At 45.2% G+C, this 19835-nt stretch carries 19 protein-coding genes; 3 read left to right on the forward strand and 16 right to left on the reverse strand.

The genetic code is table 11. The features are described from left to right. Positions 1-10 precede the first annotated feature (10 nt). Together clpB and DW015_RS10065 are read right to left on the reverse strand one after the other, a co-directional pair. Complete coding sequence (gene clpB / locus DW015_RS10060) at positions 11-2632, reverse strand: ATP-dependent chaperone ClpB (protein ID WP_117905553.1); 2622 nt, start codon at positions 2630-2632, stop codon at positions 11-13. 67 nt (positions 2633-2699) lie between these two features. Beyond that, a complete protein-coding gene (locus DW015_RS10065) occupies positions 2700-3410 on the reverse strand; it encodes a hypothetical protein (protein WP_147337874.1) in 711 nt (236 codons plus the stop codon). Positions 3411-3587: 177 nt separating this feature from the next. On the opposite strand from DW015_RS10065, the gene DW015_RS10070 reads away from it, so the two are divergent. Further along, complete coding sequence (locus DW015_RS10070; RefSeq protein WP_117905554.1) at positions 3588-4241, forward strand: HAD family phosphatase; 654 nt, start codon at positions 3588-3590, stop codon at positions 4239-4241. Between the two features lie 67 nt (positions 4242-4308). Here DW015_RS10070 and DW015_RS10075 read toward each other — a convergent pair whose 3' ends face one another. The 3 genes from DW015_RS10075 to DW015_RS10085 form a co-directional block, all read right to left on the reverse strand. Next, a complete protein-coding gene (locus DW015_RS10075; protein WP_117905555.1) occupies positions 4309-5442 on the reverse strand; it encodes a serine hydrolase in 1134 nt (377 codons plus the stop codon). Between the two features lie 26 nt (positions 5443-5468). Further along, positions 5469-5924, reverse strand: coding sequence for a CBS domain-containing protein (locus DW015_RS10080; RefSeq protein WP_117863422.1), 456 nt, complete (start codon positions 5922-5924; stop codon positions 5469-5471). 153 nt (positions 5925-6077) lie between these two features. Next, positions 6078-6986: a hypothetical protein gene (locus tag DW015_RS10085; protein ID WP_117905556.1), complete on the reverse strand. Its 909-nt coding sequence runs from the start codon at positions 6984-6986 to the stop codon at positions 6078-6080. A gap of 283 nt (positions 6987-7269) precedes the next feature. Between DW015_RS10085 and DW015_RS10090 the strand changes: the two genes are divergently transcribed. After that, complete coding sequence (locus tag DW015_RS10090) at positions 7270-8199, forward strand: AEC family transporter (protein WP_242993268.1); 930 nt, start codon at positions 7270-7272, stop codon at positions 8197-8199. A 434-nt stretch (positions 8200-8633) separates the two neighbouring features. On the opposite strand, the gene DW015_RS10095 is transcribed toward DW015_RS10090, so the two are convergent. Together DW015_RS10095 and DW015_RS10100 are read right to left on the reverse strand one after the other, a co-directional pair. Beyond that, positions 8634-9320: a DUF2461 domain-containing protein gene (locus DW015_RS10095; protein WP_181979904.1), complete on the reverse strand. Its 687-nt coding sequence runs from the start codon at positions 9318-9320 to the stop codon at positions 8634-8636. Between the two features lie 108 nt (positions 9321-9428). Continuing rightward, entirely contained in the window at positions 9429-11180 is a 1752-nt protein-coding gene (locus tag DW015_RS10100) for a 1-deoxy-D-xylulose-5-phosphate synthase (RefSeq protein WP_117905558.1), read from the reverse strand. 234 nt (positions 11181-11414) lie between these two features. Between DW015_RS10100 and DW015_RS10105 the strand changes: the two genes are divergently transcribed. Beyond that, positions 11415-11600 carry a hypothetical protein gene (locus DW015_RS10105; RefSeq protein WP_022288254.1) on the forward strand — a complete coding sequence of 62 codons (186 nt, stop codon included), beginning with the start codon at positions 11415-11417 and terminating at the stop codon, positions 11598-11600. Positions 11601-11689: 89 nt separating this feature from the next. Here DW015_RS10105 and DW015_RS10110 read toward each other — a convergent pair whose 3' ends face one another. The 9 genes from DW015_RS10110 to DW015_RS10150 all read right to left on the reverse strand — a co-directional run bounded on the left by DW015_RS10110 (position 11690) and on the right by DW015_RS10150 (position 19830). Continuing rightward, entirely contained in the window at positions 11690-12442 is a 753-nt protein-coding gene (locus DW015_RS10110; protein WP_117905559.1) for a carbon-nitrogen hydrolase family protein, read from the reverse strand. Positions 12443-12475: 33 nt separating this feature from the next. Beyond that, positions 12476-13702 (reverse strand): Zn-dependent hydrolase, encoded by a 1227-nt coding sequence (locus DW015_RS10115; RefSeq protein WP_117905560.1) that lies wholly within the window; start codon positions 13700-13702, stop codon positions 12476-12478. Between the two features lie 85 nt (positions 13703-13787). Beyond that, positions 13788-15137 carry a dihydroorotase family protein gene (locus tag DW015_RS10120; protein WP_181979905.1) on the reverse strand — a complete coding sequence of 450 codons (1350 nt, stop codon included), beginning with the start codon at positions 15135-15137 and terminating at the stop codon, positions 13788-13790. Further along, positions 15134-15439: a 4Fe-4S dicluster-binding protein gene (locus DW015_RS10125; protein ID WP_117905562.1), complete on the reverse strand. Its 306-nt coding sequence runs from the start codon at positions 15437-15439 to the stop codon at positions 15134-15136. Before DW015_RS10125 ends, DW015_RS10120 begins: the two co-directional genes overlap by 4 nt. Further along, positions 15421-16329, reverse strand: a complete 909-nt coding sequence (locus tag DW015_RS10130; RefSeq protein ID WP_117905563.1) for a hypothetical protein — start codon at positions 16327-16329, stop codon at positions 15421-15423. Before DW015_RS10130 ends, DW015_RS10125 begins: the two co-directional genes overlap by 19 nt. Before the next feature lie 18 nt (positions 16330-16347). Then, positions 16348-16977, reverse strand: a complete 630-nt coding sequence (locus DW015_RS10135) for a CD3072 family TudS-related putative desulfidase (RefSeq protein WP_117905564.1) — start codon at positions 16975-16977, stop codon at positions 16348-16350. Between the two features lie 123 nt (positions 16978-17100). Next, positions 17101-18159 carry an ABC transporter substrate-binding protein gene (locus tag DW015_RS10140; RefSeq protein ID WP_117905565.1) on the reverse strand — a complete coding sequence of 353 codons (1059 nt, stop codon included), beginning with the start codon at positions 18157-18159 and terminating at the stop codon, positions 17101-17103. A 74-nt stretch (positions 18160-18233) separates the two neighbouring features. Further along, complete coding sequence (locus tag DW015_RS10145; protein WP_117905566.1) at positions 18234-19019, reverse strand: ABC transporter permease subunit; 786 nt, start codon at positions 19017-19019, stop codon at positions 18234-18236. Further along, positions 19006-19830 carry an ABC transporter permease gene (locus DW015_RS10150; protein ID WP_242993269.1) on the reverse strand — a complete coding sequence of 275 codons (825 nt, stop codon included), beginning with the start codon at positions 19828-19830 and terminating at the stop codon, positions 19006-19008. The genes DW015_RS10145 and DW015_RS10150 overlap by 14 nt, the downstream gene beginning before the upstream one ends. Positions 19831-19835: the final 5 nt, after the last annotated feature.

Genomic DNA, 19835 nt, shown 5'->3' on the forward strand with positions numbered 1-19835 from the left:
CATAATACTATCACTCTTCTGTAACAGTATTATAAATAACGTTCACAACGAAGTCCTTGTCATAATCTACCTGCAAGATAGAATCAGGCTCAAGCTCGTCTGCAATGATCTTCTTTGCAATAAGAGTTTCGATACGTCTTTGGATAAACCTCTTGAGAGGTCTTGCACCGAAGTTCTGGTCGTAGCCCTGATTTACGATAGCTTCCTTAGCGGCGTCTGTTACCTCTATGCTTAGCCTCTTGTCTTCAAGACGCTTGCCAAGCTCTGCAAGCATAAGGTCAACTATCTTGTATATCTCCGTCTTCATAAGAGGCTTGTAGTAGATTATATCGTCAAGTCTGTTAAGAAACTCAGGTCTGAACTGCTGTTTCAGCAGAGCGTCCACCTTGTCCCTTGCTTCCTGAGATATCTCGCCCTCAGGTGTGATGCCCTCAAGGATATAAGGAGAACCAAGGTTTGAAGTAAGGATTATGATAGTGTTCTTGAAGTCAACCGTTCTGCCCTGTGAGTCTGTGATACGTCCGTCGTCAAGCACCTGCAAAAGGATATTGAAAACGTCAGGATGAGCCTTTTCGATCTCGTCAAGAAGAACTACTGAATAAGGCTTTCTTCTTACAGCCTCGGTGAGCTGACCGCCCTCCTCATAGCCTACATATCCCGGAGGCGCTCCGATAAGACGGCTTACGCTGAATTTCTCCATGTACTCCGACATATCTATACGAACGATATTGTTCTCGTCGTCAAACAATGCCTGCGCAAGAGTTTTTGCAAGCTCTGTTTTACCAACGCCAGTAGGACCGAGGAAAAGGAACGAACCTATCGGCTGATTTGGATTTGCGATACCGGCACGAGATCTCATGATAGCCTCAGACACACGCTCAACGGCCTCGTCCTGACCGATAACTCTCTCGTGGAGGATATCAGGCAGGTGGAGAAGCTTCTCACGCTCGCCCTCCATAAGCTTTGCAACAGGGATACCTGTCCAGCGGCAGATTATCCTTGCGATCTCTTCCTCTGTTACCTTATCTCTCAGCAGAGTGTTCTTTGTCTTTGACTTCTCTGCCTTTTCTTCTTCCTCGGCAAGCTGCTTCTGCAAGTCAGCCATTTTGCCGTATTTCAGCTCTGCAAGCTTGTTAAGGTCATATTCACGCTCTGCTCTCTCGATATCCTTTGAGCATTGCTCGATATCTTCACGGAGCTTCTGCACCTTAGAGATAGCAGACTTCTCATTCTCCCATTTAGCTTTCATCTCATTGAACTGCTCACGCATTTCTGAAAGCTCTTTCTGCACCTCATGGAGATGTTCAACTGCAAGCTTATCAGTTTCCTTTTTAAGGACAGTTTCCTCTATCTCGTGCTGGAGTATCTTACGTCTTATCTCATCAAGCTCTGTAGGCATTGAGTCCATTTCCGTTCTGATGAGTGCGCAGGCCTCGTCCACAAGGTCGATAGCCTTATCAGGGAGAAATCTGTCTGTGATATATCTGTTTGAAAGAACAGCCGCCGCAATAAGCGCCTGATCCTGAATTTTCACGCCGTGGAATACTTCGTATCTCTCTTTAAGTCCACGAAGTATAGAGATAGTGTCCTCAACTGTCGGCTCATCAACCATAACAGGCTGGAAACGTCTTTCAAGAGCGGCGTCCTTTTCGATGTACTGACGGTACTCGTTAAGAGTCGTTGCACCGATACAATGAAGTTCGCCCCTTGCAAGCATAGGTTTCAGCAGGTTGCCTGCGTCCATTGCGCCGTCTGACTTGCCTGCGCCAACGATATTATGAAGCTCATCTATAAAGAGGATTATCCTGCCCTCAGACTTCTTTATCTCCTCAACGACCGCCTTAAATCTCTCCTCAAACTCACCTCTGTATTTTGCGCCTGCGATAAGCGCACCCATATCAAGTGAGAAAACCTGTCTGTCTTTCAGGCTGTCAGGAACATCTCCGCTAACGATACGCTGAGCAAGACCCTCTGCAATAGCGGTCTTACCAACGCCAGGCTCACCAATAAGGCAAGGGTTGTTCTTTGTTTTTCTTGAAAGTATCCTTATAACGTTTCTTATCTCGCTGTCTCTGCCGATAACAGGGTCAAGCTTGTTCTGTCTTGCAAGCTCCACAAGATCCTGACCGTACTTTTTCAGCACGTCATAGGTTTCCTCCGGATTCTGGCTCGTTACCTGAGCGTTTCCTCTTACAGCTTGAAGAACTTTCAGAAACTTTGTTTTTGTTACCCCAAAGGTCTTGAATATTTCCTTCAAAGCATTGTTAGGGCTGTCCATGATACCCATAACAAGATGCTCTACTGAAACATACTCGTCCTTCATTCTTGAAGCTTCCGACTCAGCCTCCGCAAAAGCCTTGTCAAGGTCGCTTGAAATGTATACAGAGTCCTGCGCACGTCCGCCTACCTGCACCTTAGGTATATCATCGACCGCTCTTGTAAGAGCCGCCTCTATATTTTCAGGGGCGATATCCATTTTTACAAAAAGCTGCGGCACAAGACCGTTTTCCTGTGAAAGCAAAGCCAGCATAAGGTGCTGCTGGTCAACAGCCTGATTTGAGTTTCTTGAGGCAATGCTCTGCGCTTCCTGCAAAGCTTCCAATGATTTCTGTGTCAATTTCTGAGCGTTCATAAAATTACCTCCCTTATCATCTTAAAAAGATATATGCTCACAGCAGGCGGAATGCTCCGCCCACCGCTTAAAGAACGACAACGCCTTTTTTCAGATATCTTTCATACATTTCAGATACCTTTCTTGCCGCCGTTTCAGGTTCTGCAGCGTTGTCAAAGTAAAGCTGAATACAGCTGTCCATACAGCTTATATAATCACCGATAGCGTTCGCTATATCCTCATCGGTCAGCTCCGACTGAGGCGGTGCGTAAAAATCTCTTGTAAATCTGCCCTCGGCTGTTTCATAAGGCACTCCAGTAGTGAAAAGATACGAAAGATATTTTTCCTCGAGCCTTGCCCACAGCTTAAAAAAGCTGTCAAGCATTGAAATGAGCTGTGTGCTCTGAGTTCTGAAAGATACTTTCAGCCTTCCCACCTTTCCGTGAAAATCTCGGCTCAACTCTATGCTGTATCGTATGGTCGGCTTATATTTATATCTCAAAGGACTTTTTATTGACATCATGGCGTCAGAGGGCTGATTAAGGGTCTGAAACCTGCTGTCCATAAGCTGTTCTATTTTAGCGAATATCTCACGCATTCTTTTTTCAGGGGTGAGAAGCTGGACACGCTCTGCCAAAATCTGATTTATCAGATTTGAACGGCTTGTATTCATGGAATACGCCAGTCTGTCAATAGCCTCCACCACATCGTCTGCAAGCACCAGACTATACACGCTCTTGTTCACTTTACTCTCATTCCTTTCTTTAAGGCGTTCCCATATGGCGTCGCCTTTTATCACTGTACTTATTATACCACATTCTAATAATTTGTCAATAGGATTATATAATTTTAATTACGAATTATATAGATGCACAATAGAATGTATGTTCTGCACCTCTAATTTGTGCAGTTTTATTGAAAACTTGTCAAAAGTGTGATATAATAACAGATACCAAGTTGGAAAGGCGTGATAAAAATGCTCAAAGGCGTTATATTTGATATGGACGGACTAATGATAGATACGGAAAAGCTGCTCACAAGGTTTTGGTGTGAGGCGGCGAATCATTACGGCTATCCAATGACAAAGGAACACGTTCTGGGCATACGCTCTCTTGCAGCGAAGTATGCTATCCCACACCTGAAAGGCATTTTCGGAGAGGATTTTGATTACTACAAAGTTCGTGCAAAGCGTATCGAGCTTATGAACGAATTTATCAGGCAAAACGGCATAGAAAAGAAAAAGGGGCTTGATGAGCTTCTTGACTATCTTGACAGCACAGGGCTGAAAAAAGCCGTTGCCACTGCCACCGACTTACAGCGCACCACGCTGTATCTCAGCTCTATAAATATCATTGACAGATTTGACAAGCTTATCTGCGGAAACATGATAGAAAACGGCAAGCCTGCCCCTGATATTTATCTCGCCGCCGCAAAGGAGCTGGGGCTTGACCCTGGCGAGTGCATTGCCCTCGAGGACTCTCCAAACGGCATACGCTCCGCCCACACCTCAGGCTGCAAGCCTGTTATGATACCCGACCTTTCGCAGCCTGACGAGGAAACAAAAAAGCTTCTGTATGCCTGCTGTGATGACCTTTCCAAGGTCATTGAGGTGGTACAAAAGCTTGTGTGAAAAAAATTAAAATACAAAAATGCGGATACCTCCACGATATCCGCATTTATTTTTTTATCCTATCTAATTAATCCTCGACCTCAGAAACAGAAGACGTGTCAGTGTCCGTTTTGCTGTCCTTGTCTTTATTATCAGAAGCCTTGCCGCCCAGATACTTTTCATAAATAGCAATCTGATCCTCAACAGACTTCAGCTCGTCCTTAGACTTTGTTGTAACACAAATATATTTGTGTCCGTTATCATCAAGTATAGTTGAAAGGGTGTACTTTGCTTCGTCGGTGAAGCCTGTCTTTCCGCCCTCGATGCTTATGCCGTCATCAGCTTTGCCGTCACCGTCACAATCCACATAGTAGCCCTCAATTCTCTGTGCAACAATGCTTGTAAGCTCGATACCGTCCTTGTGCTGTTTTGTCTTTGAAGTTGTGTACTTTGTTGCTGTAAGCACCTCACGGCAAGTTTCGTTATCCATAGCCGCCTTTGTGATAACTGCGATATCCTGCGCTGTGGAATAATGATTTTTGTTGTGCAGACCGCTTGCATTCACAAACTTCGTGCCGGTAAGACCAAGCTCCCGGATCTTAGCGTTCATAAGCTCAACGAACTTCTCCTCTGAGCCTGCAACTGCATTTGCAAGACCTGTTGTGCCGTCAGCACCGCTCACAAGGATAGCTGAATAAAGCAGGTCTTTCATTGTAACAGTTTCCCCGGCTTCAAAGCCTGCTCTTGATGCGTTGTCCTCGATAAGAGGGTCGATATCATCGCTTGTGAACTTATATGTAGCGTCCATATCCTGAATATTCTCTGCGGCTACAAGAAGCGTAAGCATCTTTGTAAGAGAAGCAGGATATACCTTTTTCTCGTAATTATAACCTGCAACTATCTCATTAGTGTCAGCGTCAACAAGTATAGCTGTGTTTGCTGTCATACCCTTTATATTTATATCCTGATAATTTGCAGACTTCACAGGATAATTGCTCACAGGCTCTTCCGCAACTGATGAAAGGTCGTCAACCTCTGAAACCTCCTCAGAAGAGCTTTCCTCAGGTTTGCTGTCCACCCTAACAACTGCGTCTGCCACCTTGCTTGCCTGAATGGTATATCTTCCTGTCACCACCAGTGCCGCCGAGCCAACAGCCACAAGCATTATAACTATAAGCACAGCAACTATAGCTGCACCGCCCTTTTTGTTTGTCCTCTTCATTTTTACAACAATTCCTTTCCCGGTGCTTATACTGCACCTATCTCCTCTTTTTCTTCCTTATGACCATATTTCGCTTCATATTCGTTAAGAGTATCGTGACAATATTTAAGTATATCTCTTCTCGTCACAATACCTATAAAAACTTCCCTGTCATCAATAACAGGCACAAAGTTCTGATCCATCGAAAGAAGTATCAGATCCTCGATAGTAGAATAAACATAGACGGGTTTCATTCTGACACGCCTTGTTATCTCGCTTATCTTATATTTTTCCAGCTCACGCATATCCTGAATGCCATTATTGAGCATGAACCACAGAAAGTCGCCCTCTGCAAGGGTCTTTACATATCTGCCCTCACGGTCGATAACAGGCACAGCGGTAAAGCCGTGATTTTTCATTTTCTCAAGAGCCTGCCTTGCTGTGTTGTCATCATAGACAAAATCCACGCAAGCCTTCGGCTTCAAAAACTTTAGTATATTCATTTATATATATATCCTCTTGTAAGCATACGTTTTTATGCGGTAACGACCGCACTTATAATTATACCAAAAAAACGCATACAAGTAAAGCATAGAGAGGGCATTTTCCGCCCTGCGTTTTCAACAAATCTCCACGCTGAAATTGTGCATTTTGACTTACTGCTGTGCAGACTTGTAGCCGTATGTGTAAACAAGGCTCACAAAGCTGTCATAGGATATGGTCTTAAGATCGTCCGTCTGATATCCCCCTGCACTGAGATCGTCTGTTGTAACGCCTGCTTTGTTGAAGATACCCTGACAATAGCCAAGCCTCTGATCCTCTGACATACTGTCAAAGTCCACAAGACTTGTCGCCTGAGATACGTCAAACAGGCTGTCGTCAGCGTCCCCCGAAAGCTCGTCAACAGTGTATTCTGAAACTGTATCATCTGAGCCTTCAACAGTAAAGGTCTGCGTGTATTTTTTTAAGCTTCCGTCAGATTTATCAAAATACAGGTCGATAGCAGTAATGTATGTGTCGCCTGTATAAGTGTACTCCTCGATATCGAAATCATCAGCCTCATCACTGTTTATATGGCCATAGGTTCTCGGCAGGTTTTGCTTGACTATGCTTTCAAGAACGCCGTCAAGCTCCGTCACGTCTGACTTGTGATAAACACCGGTCACGTTATCGTAATCATATCCTGCTCCGTCAACATAGATAAATCCGCTGGTGCCTATATCCGATGTGACTTTCAGATAGATGTTTCCGCCCTTTTTGGCTCTTACTACCTCCTGCTTTGAGCCGTCGGCCTCTGTGCAGGTCGTTTTCAGAGTGTAGTCACCGTCAAAGATCGCAGCAGTTTTTGTAATAAGCTCACCCTGCTCGTTCAATACCTTACTGTCTGCATCACTCTCGTCACCCTTGCTGTCCTCAGACTTTGCGCTGTCGGCATTGTCGGCTGTTGAAACGTTCGCCTTGCTCTCTGTGACAGAAGAGCTGTCCTTACTATCCTTTGAACAGCCCGCTGCACACAAGCATACCACGCAAGCGCAGAGAGCCGCACATATTTTCTTTATATCCATATGTAAATATCCTTTCAGACCATGTACTATATTTCTTTTTCAAGACAATACTGCTCTTAACATTATACACCCCTTAAACTTTTATGTCAAGAGATAAGGCGGAGTGTAAAGATCGGTGCATTATTTGCTTTTTTACCTTATTTACGCACATAAAAATACAAAAATCGCCCATCAATGTATACTGTGAGTTCATGCTTTTTTCACAAAAGTCTGATATACTATTTGGGTATTCTGACGAAAGAACACCTAAAGAAGAAAAATATATGTGAAAGAGGAAGTAAAAATGGAAGCAGGTCTGATAATCGGAAACCAGATAATAATAATGTTCATTATCCTTATTGTAGGTGCATTTTGCTATTTAAAAGGGATAATCACAAAGGACGGCACAAAACAGTTGTCCTCATTCGCACTGAATATAATCAATCCTGTGCTTATATTCATGTCCTATCAGTCAAAATATGACAAAAGCCTTGTGCATGGACTGCTGTGGTCTTTTCTGCTGTCAGCGATATCCTATGCAGTGACTATCTTGCTCACCTATGTTCTTATAAGAAAAAAGACTCCCGACCTTGCGGTGGAGCGTGTTTCGTCAATATATTCAAACTGTGCATTCATGTGCATACCCCTTATAAACGGCATTTACGGCTCAGAGGGCGTTTTGTATCTTACAGCGTATCTTACGTTCTTCAACGTCCTTATCTGGACGCACGGACTTATGACAATGAAAGGCGAGCGTGACTTTTCTTCTCTTGTTAAAGCCCTTATCTCGCCGTCAGTTATAGCCGTTGTGGTCGGTCTTATTTGCTATCTTACAAATATCAGACTGCCGAAAGTTCCTGCAACAGCTTTGCAGTACATAGCAGATATGAACACGCCTATCGCCATGGTGATAGCAGGTGCAACAGCCGCACAGACCAACGTTTTGAAAGCCCTTCAAAACCGCCGTATCTACTACGTTTCACTGTGCAAGCTCATAATACTCCCTGTGGCAGGCTTCCTTGCAGCGTGGATACTTGATCCTCCTCCGATAGTTCTTATGACAGTTACCATAGCCGCCGCCTGCCCTGCAGCGACCATGTGTACAATGTTCGCTGTAAACCTTGACAAGGACCCTAAAACAGCCTCAGAGATCTTTACAGTCACCACTATTCTCAGTGCTGTAACTCTGCCGCTTATAACTATCTTTGCCGACAGAATTACATATCATATTTAAAGTCAGCCTAAGCAAACATATCCATATAAACAAAAAGACCTGTCAGCATTTCGCTGCACAGGCTGTGAAAAGATAAACAAGCTACGCTCTGCAATGCTTTCCGAAAACCTCGGAGAGCATTTTTTTATCACTCTTTTTGCTGCACCGCAGGTAATTCTATAAAAAGCCTGCCGCACACACTGATCCCCTTCATGACAACACCGTTCAAGAGATCTCAAACGTCTTGCCTTTATAATTTTTTATCCACCCATAGCATACACCTTACTTCATCGGTGCCTCGGATAATGAAAGTATAACATATAATCAATTCACTGTCAATATTTCTTTGAACAAATAGCATATAAATTGTATATTTCAATAAAACAGCCGGATAATTTATAGCGTTTTACACAAAATTGTCAGAAAGCATTCTCAAACAAGACACAATTTCTCCGTTATTTTACTTTTTTCTGCAAAATATTATCCTCCGCCCTCATAAAAAATCTGTATACATCTCCAAGAGAAGCAAGGTCACTGCATACTGTGTCCAGCAAGTTCACGTTGAAAAGCAGCTTAGGGTCTTCACTGTCAAAGCTTACGCCTATATCCTTTTTATTAAGCCACAAAGCGTCCTCACGGCTGGCATTTGGAAAATGGTCACGCTTATACTCGTCACCGAACAAAACGAACTTGCTGTTGTCTTTCAGCGCCTTGCAAGCCTTTCTGTATTCCTGCGCCCCTGCAAGTATCATCGCCCTCATTTCGTCCATGCTTTCTCTGTCGGTTTTGTAATATCCACAGCCATAGCCGAAACCGTGGGTAGAGATATAGAAATAAAACTCAGGCATAGGGTGATATTCGCTTTTGTCACGCTGGCATTTCAAAGAACACCACACGCTCTCTCTGAATATCGGTCCGCCCTTGTTGTAACGTGCGTCTTTGTAAAGTCTTGATATCTTTTTCGGGTTGCATACTATCCTGCTGTCAATATCGTTCATTATGGGCGTAAGCGCAGTGATAAGCTCCGCAAAAGGCTCTTCTATAAGCCTGTGATAATCCGCCTTATGCTCCTTGAACCATTCCTTACTATCTCTCGTATGATTTTCAAACAAAAAGCCGATAGCCTCTTCACTAAATAGCATTTTTTCTCTCTCCTTGATGTTTCTAAACTTATTATAGTATATCACGATTTGCATTATTAATCAAGAAAAAAGAGCCTGCCAAAGCAAGCTCCTTAATGACAAAATTTACTAAAGTGTCTTTATAACGTCCTCGGCTATCTGCTCAGGGGTAAGATGATTTTCTTTCAGCACCTCGGCAGGGTCATAGCGGTCATAGAACTTCTTTTCAAGACCAAAGCAAAGGGTCTTTACATTACTGTCGCCATAAAATCTTGCTATCTTCTCGCCAAAGCCGCCCTCAAGAACACCGTCCTCAAGAGTGATAACCGTCTTGTGGTCAGCCTTAAGGCTTTCAAGCATTTCCTTGTCAATGCCTGTGATGTAGTAAGGGTTTATTACAGTAGCCTTGACACCTGTTTTTTCCTCGATAAGCTTTGCGGCTTCAATGCCCATGCCGTAGAACGAGCCAAGTGCGATAACAGCAACCTGACTTCCCTTCTGTGTCATCTCATACTTGTTGAGCTTTGAAAGATCCTTTGTGAAAGGCTTGCCGTCTGAAACAAGGCTTGCAGGAACTCTTATTGCAACAGGGTGTTCGTTCTGTTCAAGGGACCAATCCAGCATTGCAAGATATTCTTCCTTTGTTACAGGTGCAAGATAAACAAGCTCAGGGATATTTGATATCATCGGTATATCGTAAATTCCAAGGTGAGTAACGTCACTCATGCCGTAAACCGAAGCCGCAAAAACAGCTATTGTAACAGGACTTTTATTTATGCAAACGTCCTGAGAAAGCTGATCGTAGGTACGCTGTAAGAACGAGCTGTAAACGCCGTAGAAAGGCTTCCCACCGTTCTTTGCTATACCTGAGGCAAGTGCCATTGCGTGTTCCTCTGCAATGCCCACGTCCATAAACTGCTTGCCTGCTTTCTTTCTGACATCAGGAGTGAAGCCGAAAACCGTCGGAGTAGCGGAGGTTATAGCACACACGGACTTGTCAGCCTGCATTTTTTCAAGGAGATAATTGCAGGTAACAGTTCCGTAATCCTCGCCCTCAGAATTGTAAAGGGACTTGCCTGTTTCAGGGTCGAAGGGCATATGCCAGTGCCATGTTTCCTTATCCTTTTCCGCAGGAGCATAGCCCTTGCCCTTTTGTGTTACAATGTGAACGACAACAGGCTTTTTGCTGTCCTTTACGCCCTCAAAAGCCTCAATAAGCGAAAGAATATCGTTGCCGTCCTTAACGAAAACATAGTCAAGACCCATTGCCTTGAAAAGGTTACACTCAGCCTTGCCCTCGGTATCACGAAGAAGCTTGAGATTTCTGTACATACCACCGTGGTTCTCAGCGATAGACATATCGTTATCGTTCACAACGATTATGAAGTTTGTATCCATTTCCCCTGCAAAGTCGATACCCTCCAGAGCTTCGCCACCGCTGAGAGAGCCGTCGCCTATAACAGCGATAACATTGCCCTCCTCGCCATTGAGATCTCTGGCCTTTGCAAGACCGCTTGCAAGGCTCACAGAAGTGGAAGTATGGCCAACCGTAAAAAAGTCATGCTCGCTCTCCTCCGGGTTTGTGTAGCCTGAGATATCATCGAACTTGTCAGCGTCAAGATAGGACTCCTTTCTGCCTGTGAGCATTTTATGCGGATAGCTTTGATGTGAAACGTCAAAAACTATCTTGTCCTTAGGGGACTCAAAAACATAGTGCATTGCGATAGTGGCTTCCACCATGCCGAAGTTAGGACCAAAATGTCCGCCATGCTTGCTGAGCCTGAAAAGCAGAGCCTTTCTCATTTCCTCAGCCAGCGCTGTCATTTCATCAACAGTGAGCTTTTTAACGTCAGCAGGTGAGTTTATTTTTTCAAGATACATTTTCATTTCCTCCTGTTTTACTTATAATTTTTCTTAGCTTTAGCTTACTTATATTGTACCACCTGGAGTTAGCTCCAAGTCAACAGGTTGTAGAGATATTTTACATTTTATTAACAATCGACCTAACAAAAAAGCACGGTCATGTGCCGTGCTTAGTATATTTCTCTTGAAAAAAATTAATGCTGTGCTATAATTATAGTATCACCAATATCACACCGGAAAGGTCTTGAAAGCATGAAATACAAAGTTATAGACATAAGTGAAGAGGATTACGGCTGCGAGGGCATACCGGAGGACAGCGAACTCATGTGCAGTGTTTTGATCGAAAGCTCTGACGGCACACAAAAATGGTTGAAAATAGCTGACCGATATCTCAGAGAAAACGACATTGATATAGGCAGTGTCATCACTGCAGACTAGCCTGCCTCCCCTGGAATATCACGCATTATCCACGCAAGCTGTTCTTCTGTAGGCTCTTCTATCTCATAGCCGTCTTAGTGTAAAATAGATCATTCCTTCAAAGCACGGTTATCCGGCTGCAAACAGATATCGCAAATGGCTACCTGCTCCCCCTCTGAACATTCTGCAATAACATTGCCCAAAGGGTCTGCGATAATGCTTCCACCGAAAAGCTTCAGTTTCTCAAACTGACCAAACATATTTACCGAACAAAGATAAATTCCGTTCTCTTTTGCGTGGGAAGTGGTCATTTCCTTGAAAAGCGCCTTGTCCTGCTCTCTCCATGCGCAGGGGCAAAGCACCAGCTCTGCACCCATTTTGGCACATTCCGCCGCAGGCTCGGAAAAATTATTGTCAAAACATATTATCACGCCCACCTTGCCGAAGCCGGTTTCCGCCGTGATATAGCCGCCATCAGATGTAAAATATTTTCCTTCGTCGCCGAACATATGCTGTTTGCTATAAAAATAAGCCTGTCCGTTTTTATCAGTGAGAACTGCACCGTTGAGCACTCCGCCGTTGTTAGCCCGAAGCATTACCCCGGCGCATATGGCAACGCCAAGCTCTCTTGAAAGCCCTTTCAGCCTTGTGACAGTTTCGCCGTCACGCTCTTCACAAAGCTCTTTAAGGTGCTTACCAAGCACAGGAAGAAAATATCCACATCCGAAAAGCTCAGGCAGACACATTATCTGTGCACCCTGTTTTGTTGCGCTTCTTATAAGCTTTTCCGCCCTGTCAAGGTTATACTCCTTGTCAAGCAGCTTTGAAGCTGTTTGTACCATTGCAATTCTGACTTTGCTCATTTTTATCACCCCTGTCGGATAGTTTTACCGTCCTTATAAAAACAGCTTCACTGCACTGTTGCACACAAGTTCAAAGCTTTCTATAGGAGTAAATTCAAGGGGAGAATGACTTTTTCCACCAATGCTCGGCATAAAGATCATCGCCGTTGGGATAAAATTTGCAAAAGCCTTTGCGTCATGACCTGCCCAGCTGTAAAGCTCCATTGTGTCAGGCATTTCAAGAGCTTTTATTGCCGATATCATATCCTTGTCAAATAGCTTGACCGGTGTATACGTTTCGGCTGTTATCTCTGTCTTTACGCCGTAGCTTTCTTCAAGGCTCTTCACAAAGGCTTTGAATTCCGCCGCCGTTGCTTGTGATAAGCTGTCGTCTGCAGAACGATAATCTATCACAAGCTCTGTTTCTCCAGAGATAACATTGTGGATATTCGGACTATTGTGAAGTCTTGCCACTGTGCAAACAAGGTCGCCGCTCTTTTTCTGACCCTTCTCCCAGACGTGGGTTATGAGCGCCGCCGCTGCCGCAAGTGAGTCCTGTCTGCCCTTCATAAGCGTAGGGCCTGCGTGGTCTGAGCTGCCTGTGAATTTCACAAATATCCTGCCAATGCCCACAACTCCGCAGACTATCCCAGCCTGCTTATGCTCGGTCTCAAGGACGTTTCCCTGCTCAACGTGTATCTCCAGCCAGCTTCTGTAACAGTTCTTTGCCCAGCCGCAGTCGCTGCCAAATGTGTTGTCTTTGAAAAGTCTGCAATCCCCTTGCAGGTCTGCGACATTTTTGCCCTCAGCATTTCTAAATCCAAGGCATTGCTCCGCCGTCATATCCCCTGTCATAAACCTTGCACCGAAATAGCCTTTCTGACAAATTGCGCCCTCCTCATCAGCGGTGGCGATGACTTCTATAGGGTGCTTTGGCACAATGCCGTTTTCGTATAGCATCGATACCATTTCCAATCCGCAGACAATGCCCGCAACGCCGTCATACTTGCCTGCGTTTTTCACGCTGTCAAGGTGCGAGCCCACGGCAAAAGGCTTTTCGCTGCTGCCCAAAGGGTCGTAACGGCCGATAAGATTTCCAAAGCTGTCCATTCGGCAAGTCATTCCTGCAAGAGCAAACTCCTTTTTGAGATAGTCAACAGCATCCGCCCAAGCGGCGGAATATGTTCGCCTTGTGATCTCACCGTCTATTTCCGTGAATGAGCTTATCTCGTCTATCCTGCGCTGCATTCTGTTTTTATTTGATAAAAGAGCATTTCTCATATTATTTCCTCTTTTCTAATTTATTCTTGATACAATGCCAAATTTACACCGCAAATAAAATTGTCAATCTACGGACGTCCACAGGTCACCCATACATCTTATATTCCCAGACCATTTCTCCGCCTACATATAATGCCTCGACCCTGCTGTGAAGCTTTGTGCTGCCGTATATCACTCCATTGTGAGAGGCTCTTGTCAGCATATTTTTCTCATTCATAACATATGGCTGACAGTTCATATCCAGCACCGCAAGATCGGCCTTGAAGCCCTCTTTTATAAGACCTTTATCCATTATACCGAAACGCTTGCAGGCATTATATGAACTAAGCTCCGCCGCTTTTTCTATAGTCAGCCTGCCCTTTTTGACAAGCTCCAAAAGCAGCCGCAGGGACATTTCTATTCCAGGCAACCCATCAGCCGAAGTCCATACGGAGCCATTGGGGGCTTTTTCCTCTGCGGTGAAAGGTGCGTGGTCACTGCCAATATAGAAAAAGTCGCTGTGTTCCACAATATCAAGAAGCTCGTCACGATCTTCTCGGATCCTGAACGGTGGCTTCATTCGGGCATATCCCCCTTGACACGCCATATCTTCATCGCAGTAGAAAAGATAATGCAGAGTAGTTTCGCCGCAGACATCTACCCCTCGCTGCCTTGCGGCTGTAATAAGCCTTGCAGCCTTTGCTGTGCTGACGTGGGCGACATTGACCTTGCAGCCTGTTTTCTCTGCGCACCTTATGGCTGTTTCCACCGCCTTTATCTCGGAGATATCAGGGTGTGAACGGAAATATGCTTCTGCACCGTCTGCCCCCTCTGCTTCAAGCCTTGCGGTCTCACGGGTGATGATGTCATAGTCCTCACAATGGATAGTAAGCGAAAGGCCGGTCTGCTTCACCGCCGCCATTATTTTTTCAAGTGCCTGCTCGTCAGGAGCGCAAAGCCCCACAAATTCACGCTCTCGACCTTTCAGCGGCGGGTTCATAAAAGTCTTGAAGCCCACCGCTCCGCAAGCCGCAAGTTCGGGAAGCTTATCAAGGTTATCAAAGCCTGCTCCGGCATACAATCTGAAATCTGTTATACTGTCACGAAGCATTTCCGACCTGCGTTTTTCAAACGAAGCCTTGTCTACCACAGGGGTCTTTCCGCCCGGCATTTCAAAGAACGTTCCCACACCCCCGGACGCCGCAGCGGTCGAGCCCGATCGAAAGTCCTCACGATAAGAAAATCCTCCGCCCCTGATGTGGGTGTGGGTGTCGATCATTGCAGGGATAATAAGCCGCCCTGAAAGATCCGCACTTTGCTTTGCGTCCCCAAGCTTTGTGCTATTTTCAGCAACTTGCGTTATGAAACCGTCCTTTATGCCGATATGAGCGTTTCTTAAGCCACTTTTGTCGCAAAGCTTTGCATTTAAGATATTCAGGTCATTAAAAGCTTTCATTTTCTCACCATTCTTATTGCACCAACAGGACATATCTGTGAGCAAAGTCCGCAGCCGTCACATTTTTCCTTGCTGCAAAAGGCTTTTTTGTCCGTGATATCTATTGCGCTGTAGCCATTGTCTGCACAGCTTATCTTACACCTTCCACAGCCTATGCACTTTTCCGTGTCAACGCAGGCGCACATTTTATATGCCCTATTGAGCTGGTTGTGCTTTACGATATTTCCAAGAGCCTTTCCGCAGAAGTCTGAAATAGTTTCATAGCCAGACTTTTCCATAAACTTCACAAGCCCTTTGGACATTTTTTCACAATGCCATAACCGCTTTCCATTACTGCCGAACACACCTGTAAGGTGGTCGCACCTACGGCAATAAACTCTGCGCAATCGTGCCAATCGTATATGCCTCCCGTTGCCGATATAGGCAGACCCGTTGCCATTGAAAGCTGTGCAACGCTTCGCAAAGCTATGGGCTTGAGAGGTCGTCCGCTCAGACCTTGAAAGGCGCTTTTGCCGTCAACGCTGTTGAAAGGCACCATTGTTTCAAGGTCAATGCCCGGAAGAGAGCTTATGGTATTTATTGCTGTGAGCGCTCTCGCTCCCCCACGTTTTGCCGCAAGACCTTTTGAAGGCAGATCAGCGGTGAGTGCTGTAAGCTTTGGCATAACAGGCTTTGAAGTGGTGGAAGTTACCCAGCCCACCACCTTTTCTATCATAACGTCATTTGCACCGATAGCAGCTCCACCGCCGCTCTCAGCCTGTCCGTGGGAGCAGGACAGATTAAGCTCGAAAGCGTCCGCACCTGCCTGATCAAAGGCTTTGGTCAGCTCTTTCCACTCGCTTTCGTGCAGCTCGTCAGAATGGATAAGGCTGGATATCACCACCTTTTCGGGAAATCTTTCTTTTAGCCAACGTATACCCTTGACAAATTCTTCGATAGTTTTTGGGCTTCCGATCTCGAAATTCGTGAAAGCTTCTACCTTTCCGTTTCTTTTCACCGCCCTTATCCTCGGGTTGACGTTACGCTTTATGAACCTAGGGGAATACTGAGCAGTCTTTAAAACTGCACCGCCCCAGCCTGCTTCAAAGGCTCTTGCGATCTGATCGAAATTTGTTGTTGGCGGTGCAGAAGCAAGAATGAATGGGCTGTCCATTTCTATCCCTGCGAAATTCGTTCTGAGTGTTGCTGACATATATCTCAACTCCAAATACTATATCTTATTTTTTGCGTTGGTCTGTATTTTGCCGAAAGCATCTGTTCGGTGGCTGATGTAATCGTCAAATTCCTGCAAGATATCATCGGTTGACTTTTCTCTGTCGTCCATCATAAGACCGTATACCGGGGGTGCTTCAAGGCCTCTGTCTGCAAGCTCTCCCAACAGCTCTTCCATAAATATCCCCGGCTTGTCAACAAGCACTCTGGGGACTTCTTTCGGTCTGCCGCCCCAATCCTCGCAGAAGCTCGACTTTGTTATGCCGCAGCTTGGCGAGCCGTCGCAGGCGAGAATGGCGGTGACTTCATAGCCGACCTTGTAGTAATTTGCAATATAATCTGCCGTTTGTGCTGCAAGCTGTCTGCAAAGGCGGCGGTAGCCTGCGTTGTCGTAAAGATTTCGGCTTGTCCACCAGCGCTGGTTGCCCATATGCAAAACCTCTGGACAGGGCATTTGCATAACACCGAAGCCGTATTTATCAAGTATCTTCACCACATCGGAGAACATTCCGCTGTATCTCGCAAATTCAAACACCTTGTTATTGGCGTTCAGCAGACAGTTTGAAACAAAAACGATCCTTTTACTGCGTTTGTCCTGCTTGTGCAAAGTCTTTTTAGTCTTTGCCATAAATCATTCTTCTTTCCTGCTTATTTTTTACCCAGCCCCTTTTGCGAGCCGTCTCTTTCCATAGGCAAAAGCGGAAGAGATAGCTCGGGCTGTATATATCATGGAGGAATTTAGCTTGTTTGGTTACTTCAGACCCTCAACGGCTGCCTTCCAATAGCTGTCATCATATACCTTTGCAGGCTTTTCCTTGATGATATCGAATTTAAGGCAAGCGTCAACAGTTGAACCTATCTTATCGTCGCCAAGTCTGAGCATTTTCTCTGCTTCTGTTCCGTCAGGCGCTGCAAGTGAAGCAACTTCCTTGGCGGAAGCCTTCTGATGCTCAAGTGTCGTACTGCTCTGATCTACATAGTTCCATACGATCTCGGCAGCTGCCTCAGGGTCTGTGCAGGCGTCTGACCAGCCCTTCATGGAGGCTCTCATAAAGCCTTCCATAAGCTTGTCGCTGCCGTCCTGTGCAGCCCAGTCTGTATTTGCAATTATAGCGTCCTCGAGCATTCCGCAATCATAATCTTCAAAGTTTATCACGTTGATATCGTCTTTTGAAAGTCCCGATTCCTGCAATACGATATACTCGTTATAGATATTTGCACTGGCAACGTCGATCTCATCATTGAGAAGTGCGTCCATTGTGTAATCCTGACTTACGATAGTGCAGTCCTTATCCTTGTCAAGTCCTACCTTATCCAGAAGCGAATAAATAGGATAATCTGCTGTTCCGACCCAAGCGCCGATCTTCTTGCCCTTTAAGTCCTCAGATGTCTTGATACCAGAGGACGCCTTTGAGCAAAGCATAAGCGAACCCTCTTGGAACACCTGTCCTATTTCAACAATCGGATACCCCTGTTCCTCGTATGGCAGCAGACCGTAGAGGTTTGCGATACCGATATCGGCAGCACCGATAGATACCTGCTGTGCAGAAACGATATCGCTTCCGCCTGAGATGATGTTAAGGTCAATGCCCTCGTCCTCATAATAGCCCTTTTCATAAGCCACATAAAATCCCATAAACTGAACGCTCGGCAGCCACTTGAGCTGGAAATCCACTGTTGTAAGCGTCTTGCCGTTCTTTGTTACTGTGGCATTGCTTGAACCCTCTGAACTGCCGCAGGAAGTAAGACCTGCCGAAAGAAGGATACCTGCTGTCAGGGCCGATAATGTTTTCATCAATACTTTTTTCATAATAGACTCTCCTTATAAATTTAAAAATGGGTGTTTGCTTTTTATTACTATCACTATAACTATCTGTTACAGCTTTAAGACCTTTGAGAAGCGTGCCATTTAAGAGCAACACGCTCGATGATCGAAATAATTGCGTACATAAGTACACCGCAGAGGGTAGCGACCAAGATATACGCCCAGGCAACGGACATCTGCGAAAGCTTTATTGAAGCTGTGAGCTGATAGCCTATGCCTTTGTAAGAAGTGAAAAACTCGCTGCATATTGCAGACATGAGTCCTGTTGTGGTGCTGACCTTCAAGGCTGTGAGCATATACGGCAGACAATTTGGAAGCCGGAGCTTGAAAAAAGTCTCGATCTTTCTTGCCGCACATATCTGCATAAGATCCTTTGAGAATGGCGGAAGCTCAGTCATACCTCTATAAGCATTCAGCGTCATTGAGGCCATGCTGAATACTGCAACGACCGCCACCTTTGAAGCCATTTCCATTCCGAACCAATTGTTCATGATCGAAGCCATTGCTATCATAGGGATAGCGTTCACGGCGGTGACAATGCTTATTCCGCCCACGCCAAGCTTCGGGAACGCTGCTGCAAATACTGCGATAACAAAGCCGATAAGCGAACCAACTAATATTCCCACAACGGCTTCTTTAAGCGTCCACACCGTGTTTGACATTATTACCGAGAGATCATCGTCAAGGGTGCGTATGATATCGGAAGGGTATGAAAGCTGATAAGGCTTCAAGCCAAGTATATAATGAAGTCCTCCCTGCTGCCAAGCGAAAATTATTATCACGCCCAGCACAAGCGAAAGTATCATATCCTGCGTCTTTTTCCAAAGGCGTTTAGCTTTGCTCATTTTCCGCACCTCTCTTTCTTTTGAATGTTTTAAGTGTTATAACGCCTGGTGTCGTGAGCTTTTCTATAAGCACCACCAGCAGATATGTTGAGATGCCCATAAGCGAAGCCATTACCACTGAAGCCCAGAAGTTTATTGCACCTGTTGCACCATAATAAAGCGAACTGAGTATCTTGAAACCTATGCCCTCGCTTGAACCCATCATCTCAACCAGCACCGCTGCTGTTACGGCGCTCGGAGCGGCAAGCTTCAAGCCTGTGAAAAGATACTGTCTTGAAAATGGGAACATAAGCTTTGTGTAAACTGTTATACGCCTTGCGGCAAGTATCCTCATAAGGTCTTTCTTGTCGTTTTCAACGCTTCTCAGACCCTGATACATATTCACTGCGACCGGAAAGAACGTTATGAACGCCGCAAGCACCGTTCTTGACATTCCCGAGTCCCTTACCACCGTGTAAACGATCGGTGCAAGAGCCAGTATAGGTATCATCTGCAAGACGATCATATAAGGAAGTATCATCTTTTCAAAAGACTTGTGAAAGCTCATAAATATAGCAATGCAAATGCCTATTACCGAACCGATCACAAAGCCCTGTAGTGCCTTTGTGAATGTGAACATCACTGCTGAAAAAAGGCTGTCAAAGTCGGTAAATATCTTTGCTATCACTGAATGGAGATATGGCAGCTTCTTCACCGCCATAGGGTCTTTGAGCATCTTGTCAAGATAGAATGCCACAAACTCCCATAGTCCCATAAGAAGTGCAAGACAGACAATGACAGAGATAGTCTTGTTGGTTTTCTTTTCTTTCACATTTG

It is taken from the genome of Ruminococcus sp. AF37-20 (assembly GCF_003460465.1).
GTDB classification, from domain to species: domain Bacteria; phylum Bacillota; class Clostridia; order Oscillospirales; family Ruminococcaceae; genus Hominimerdicola; species Hominimerdicola aceti.

What these genes read in the sequence shown, in the direction of transcription:
- DW015_RS10090 (WP_242993268.1), top strand. Translation starts at nt 7,270, where the DNA reads ATGGAAGCAGGTCTGATAATCGGAAACCAGATAATAATAATGTTCATT.
- DW015_RS10135 (WP_117905564.1), bottom strand. Translation starts at nt 16,977, where the DNA reads ATGGCAAAGACTAAAAAGACTTTGCACAAGCAGGACAAACGCAGTAAA.
- DW015_RS10115 (WP_117905560.1), bottom strand. Translation starts at nt 13,702, where the DNA reads ATGAGAAATGCTCTTTTATCAAATAAAAACAGAATGCAGCGCAGGATA.
- DW015_RS10130 (WP_117905563.1), bottom strand. Translation starts at nt 16,329, where the DNA reads ATGTCAGCAACACTCAGAACGAATTTCGCAGGGATAGAAATGGACAGC.
- clpB (WP_117905553.1), bottom strand. Translation starts at nt 2,632, where the DNA reads ATGAACGCTCAGAAATTGACACAGAAATCATTGGAAGCTTTGCAGGAA.
- DW015_RS10140 (WP_117905565.1), bottom strand. Translation starts at nt 18,159, where the DNA reads ATGAAAAAAGTATTGATGAAAACATTATCGGCCCTGACAGCAGGTATC.
- DW015_RS10105 (WP_022288254.1), top strand. Translation starts at nt 11,415, where the DNA reads ATGAAATACAAAGTTATAGACATAAGTGAAGAGGATTACGGCTGCGAG.
- DW015_RS10125 (WP_117905562.1), bottom strand. Translation starts at nt 15,439, where the DNA reads ATGTCCAAAGGGCTTGTGAAGTTTATGGAAAAGTCTGGCTATGAAACT.
- DW015_RS10080 (WP_117863422.1), bottom strand. Translation starts at nt 5,924, where the DNA reads ATGAATATACTAAAGTTTTTGAAGCCGAAGGCTTGCGTGGATTTTGTC.
- DW015_RS10070 (WP_117905554.1), top strand. Translation starts at nt 3,588, where the DNA reads ATGCTCAAAGGCGTTATATTTGATATGGACGGACTAATGATAGATACG.
- DW015_RS10145 (WP_117905566.1), bottom strand. Translation starts at nt 19,019, where the DNA reads ATGAGCAAAGCTAAACGCCTTTGGAAAAAGACGCAGGATATGATACTT.
- DW015_RS10075 (WP_117905555.1), bottom strand. Translation starts at nt 5,442, where the DNA reads ATGAAGAGGACAAACAAAAAGGGCGGTGCAGCTATAGTTGCTGTGCTT.
- DW015_RS10100 (WP_117905558.1), bottom strand. Translation starts at nt 11,180, where the DNA reads ATGTATCTTGAAAAAATAAACTCACCTGCTGACGTTAAAAAGCTCACT.
- DW015_RS10110 (WP_117905559.1), bottom strand. Translation starts at nt 12,442, where the DNA reads ATGAGCAAAGTCAGAATTGCAATGGTACAAACAGCTTCAAAGCTGCTT.
- DW015_RS10085 (WP_117905556.1), bottom strand. Translation starts at nt 6,986, where the DNA reads ATGGATATAAAGAAAATATGTGCGGCTCTCTGCGCTTGCGTGGTATGC.
- DW015_RS10120 (WP_181979905.1), bottom strand. Translation starts at nt 15,137, where the DNA reads ATGAAAGCTTTTAATGACCTGAATATCTTAAATGCAAAGCTTTGCGAC.
- DW015_RS10095 (WP_181979904.1), bottom strand. Translation starts at nt 9,320, where the DNA reads ATGCTATTTAGTGAAGAGGCTATCGGCTTTTTGTTTGAAAATCATACG.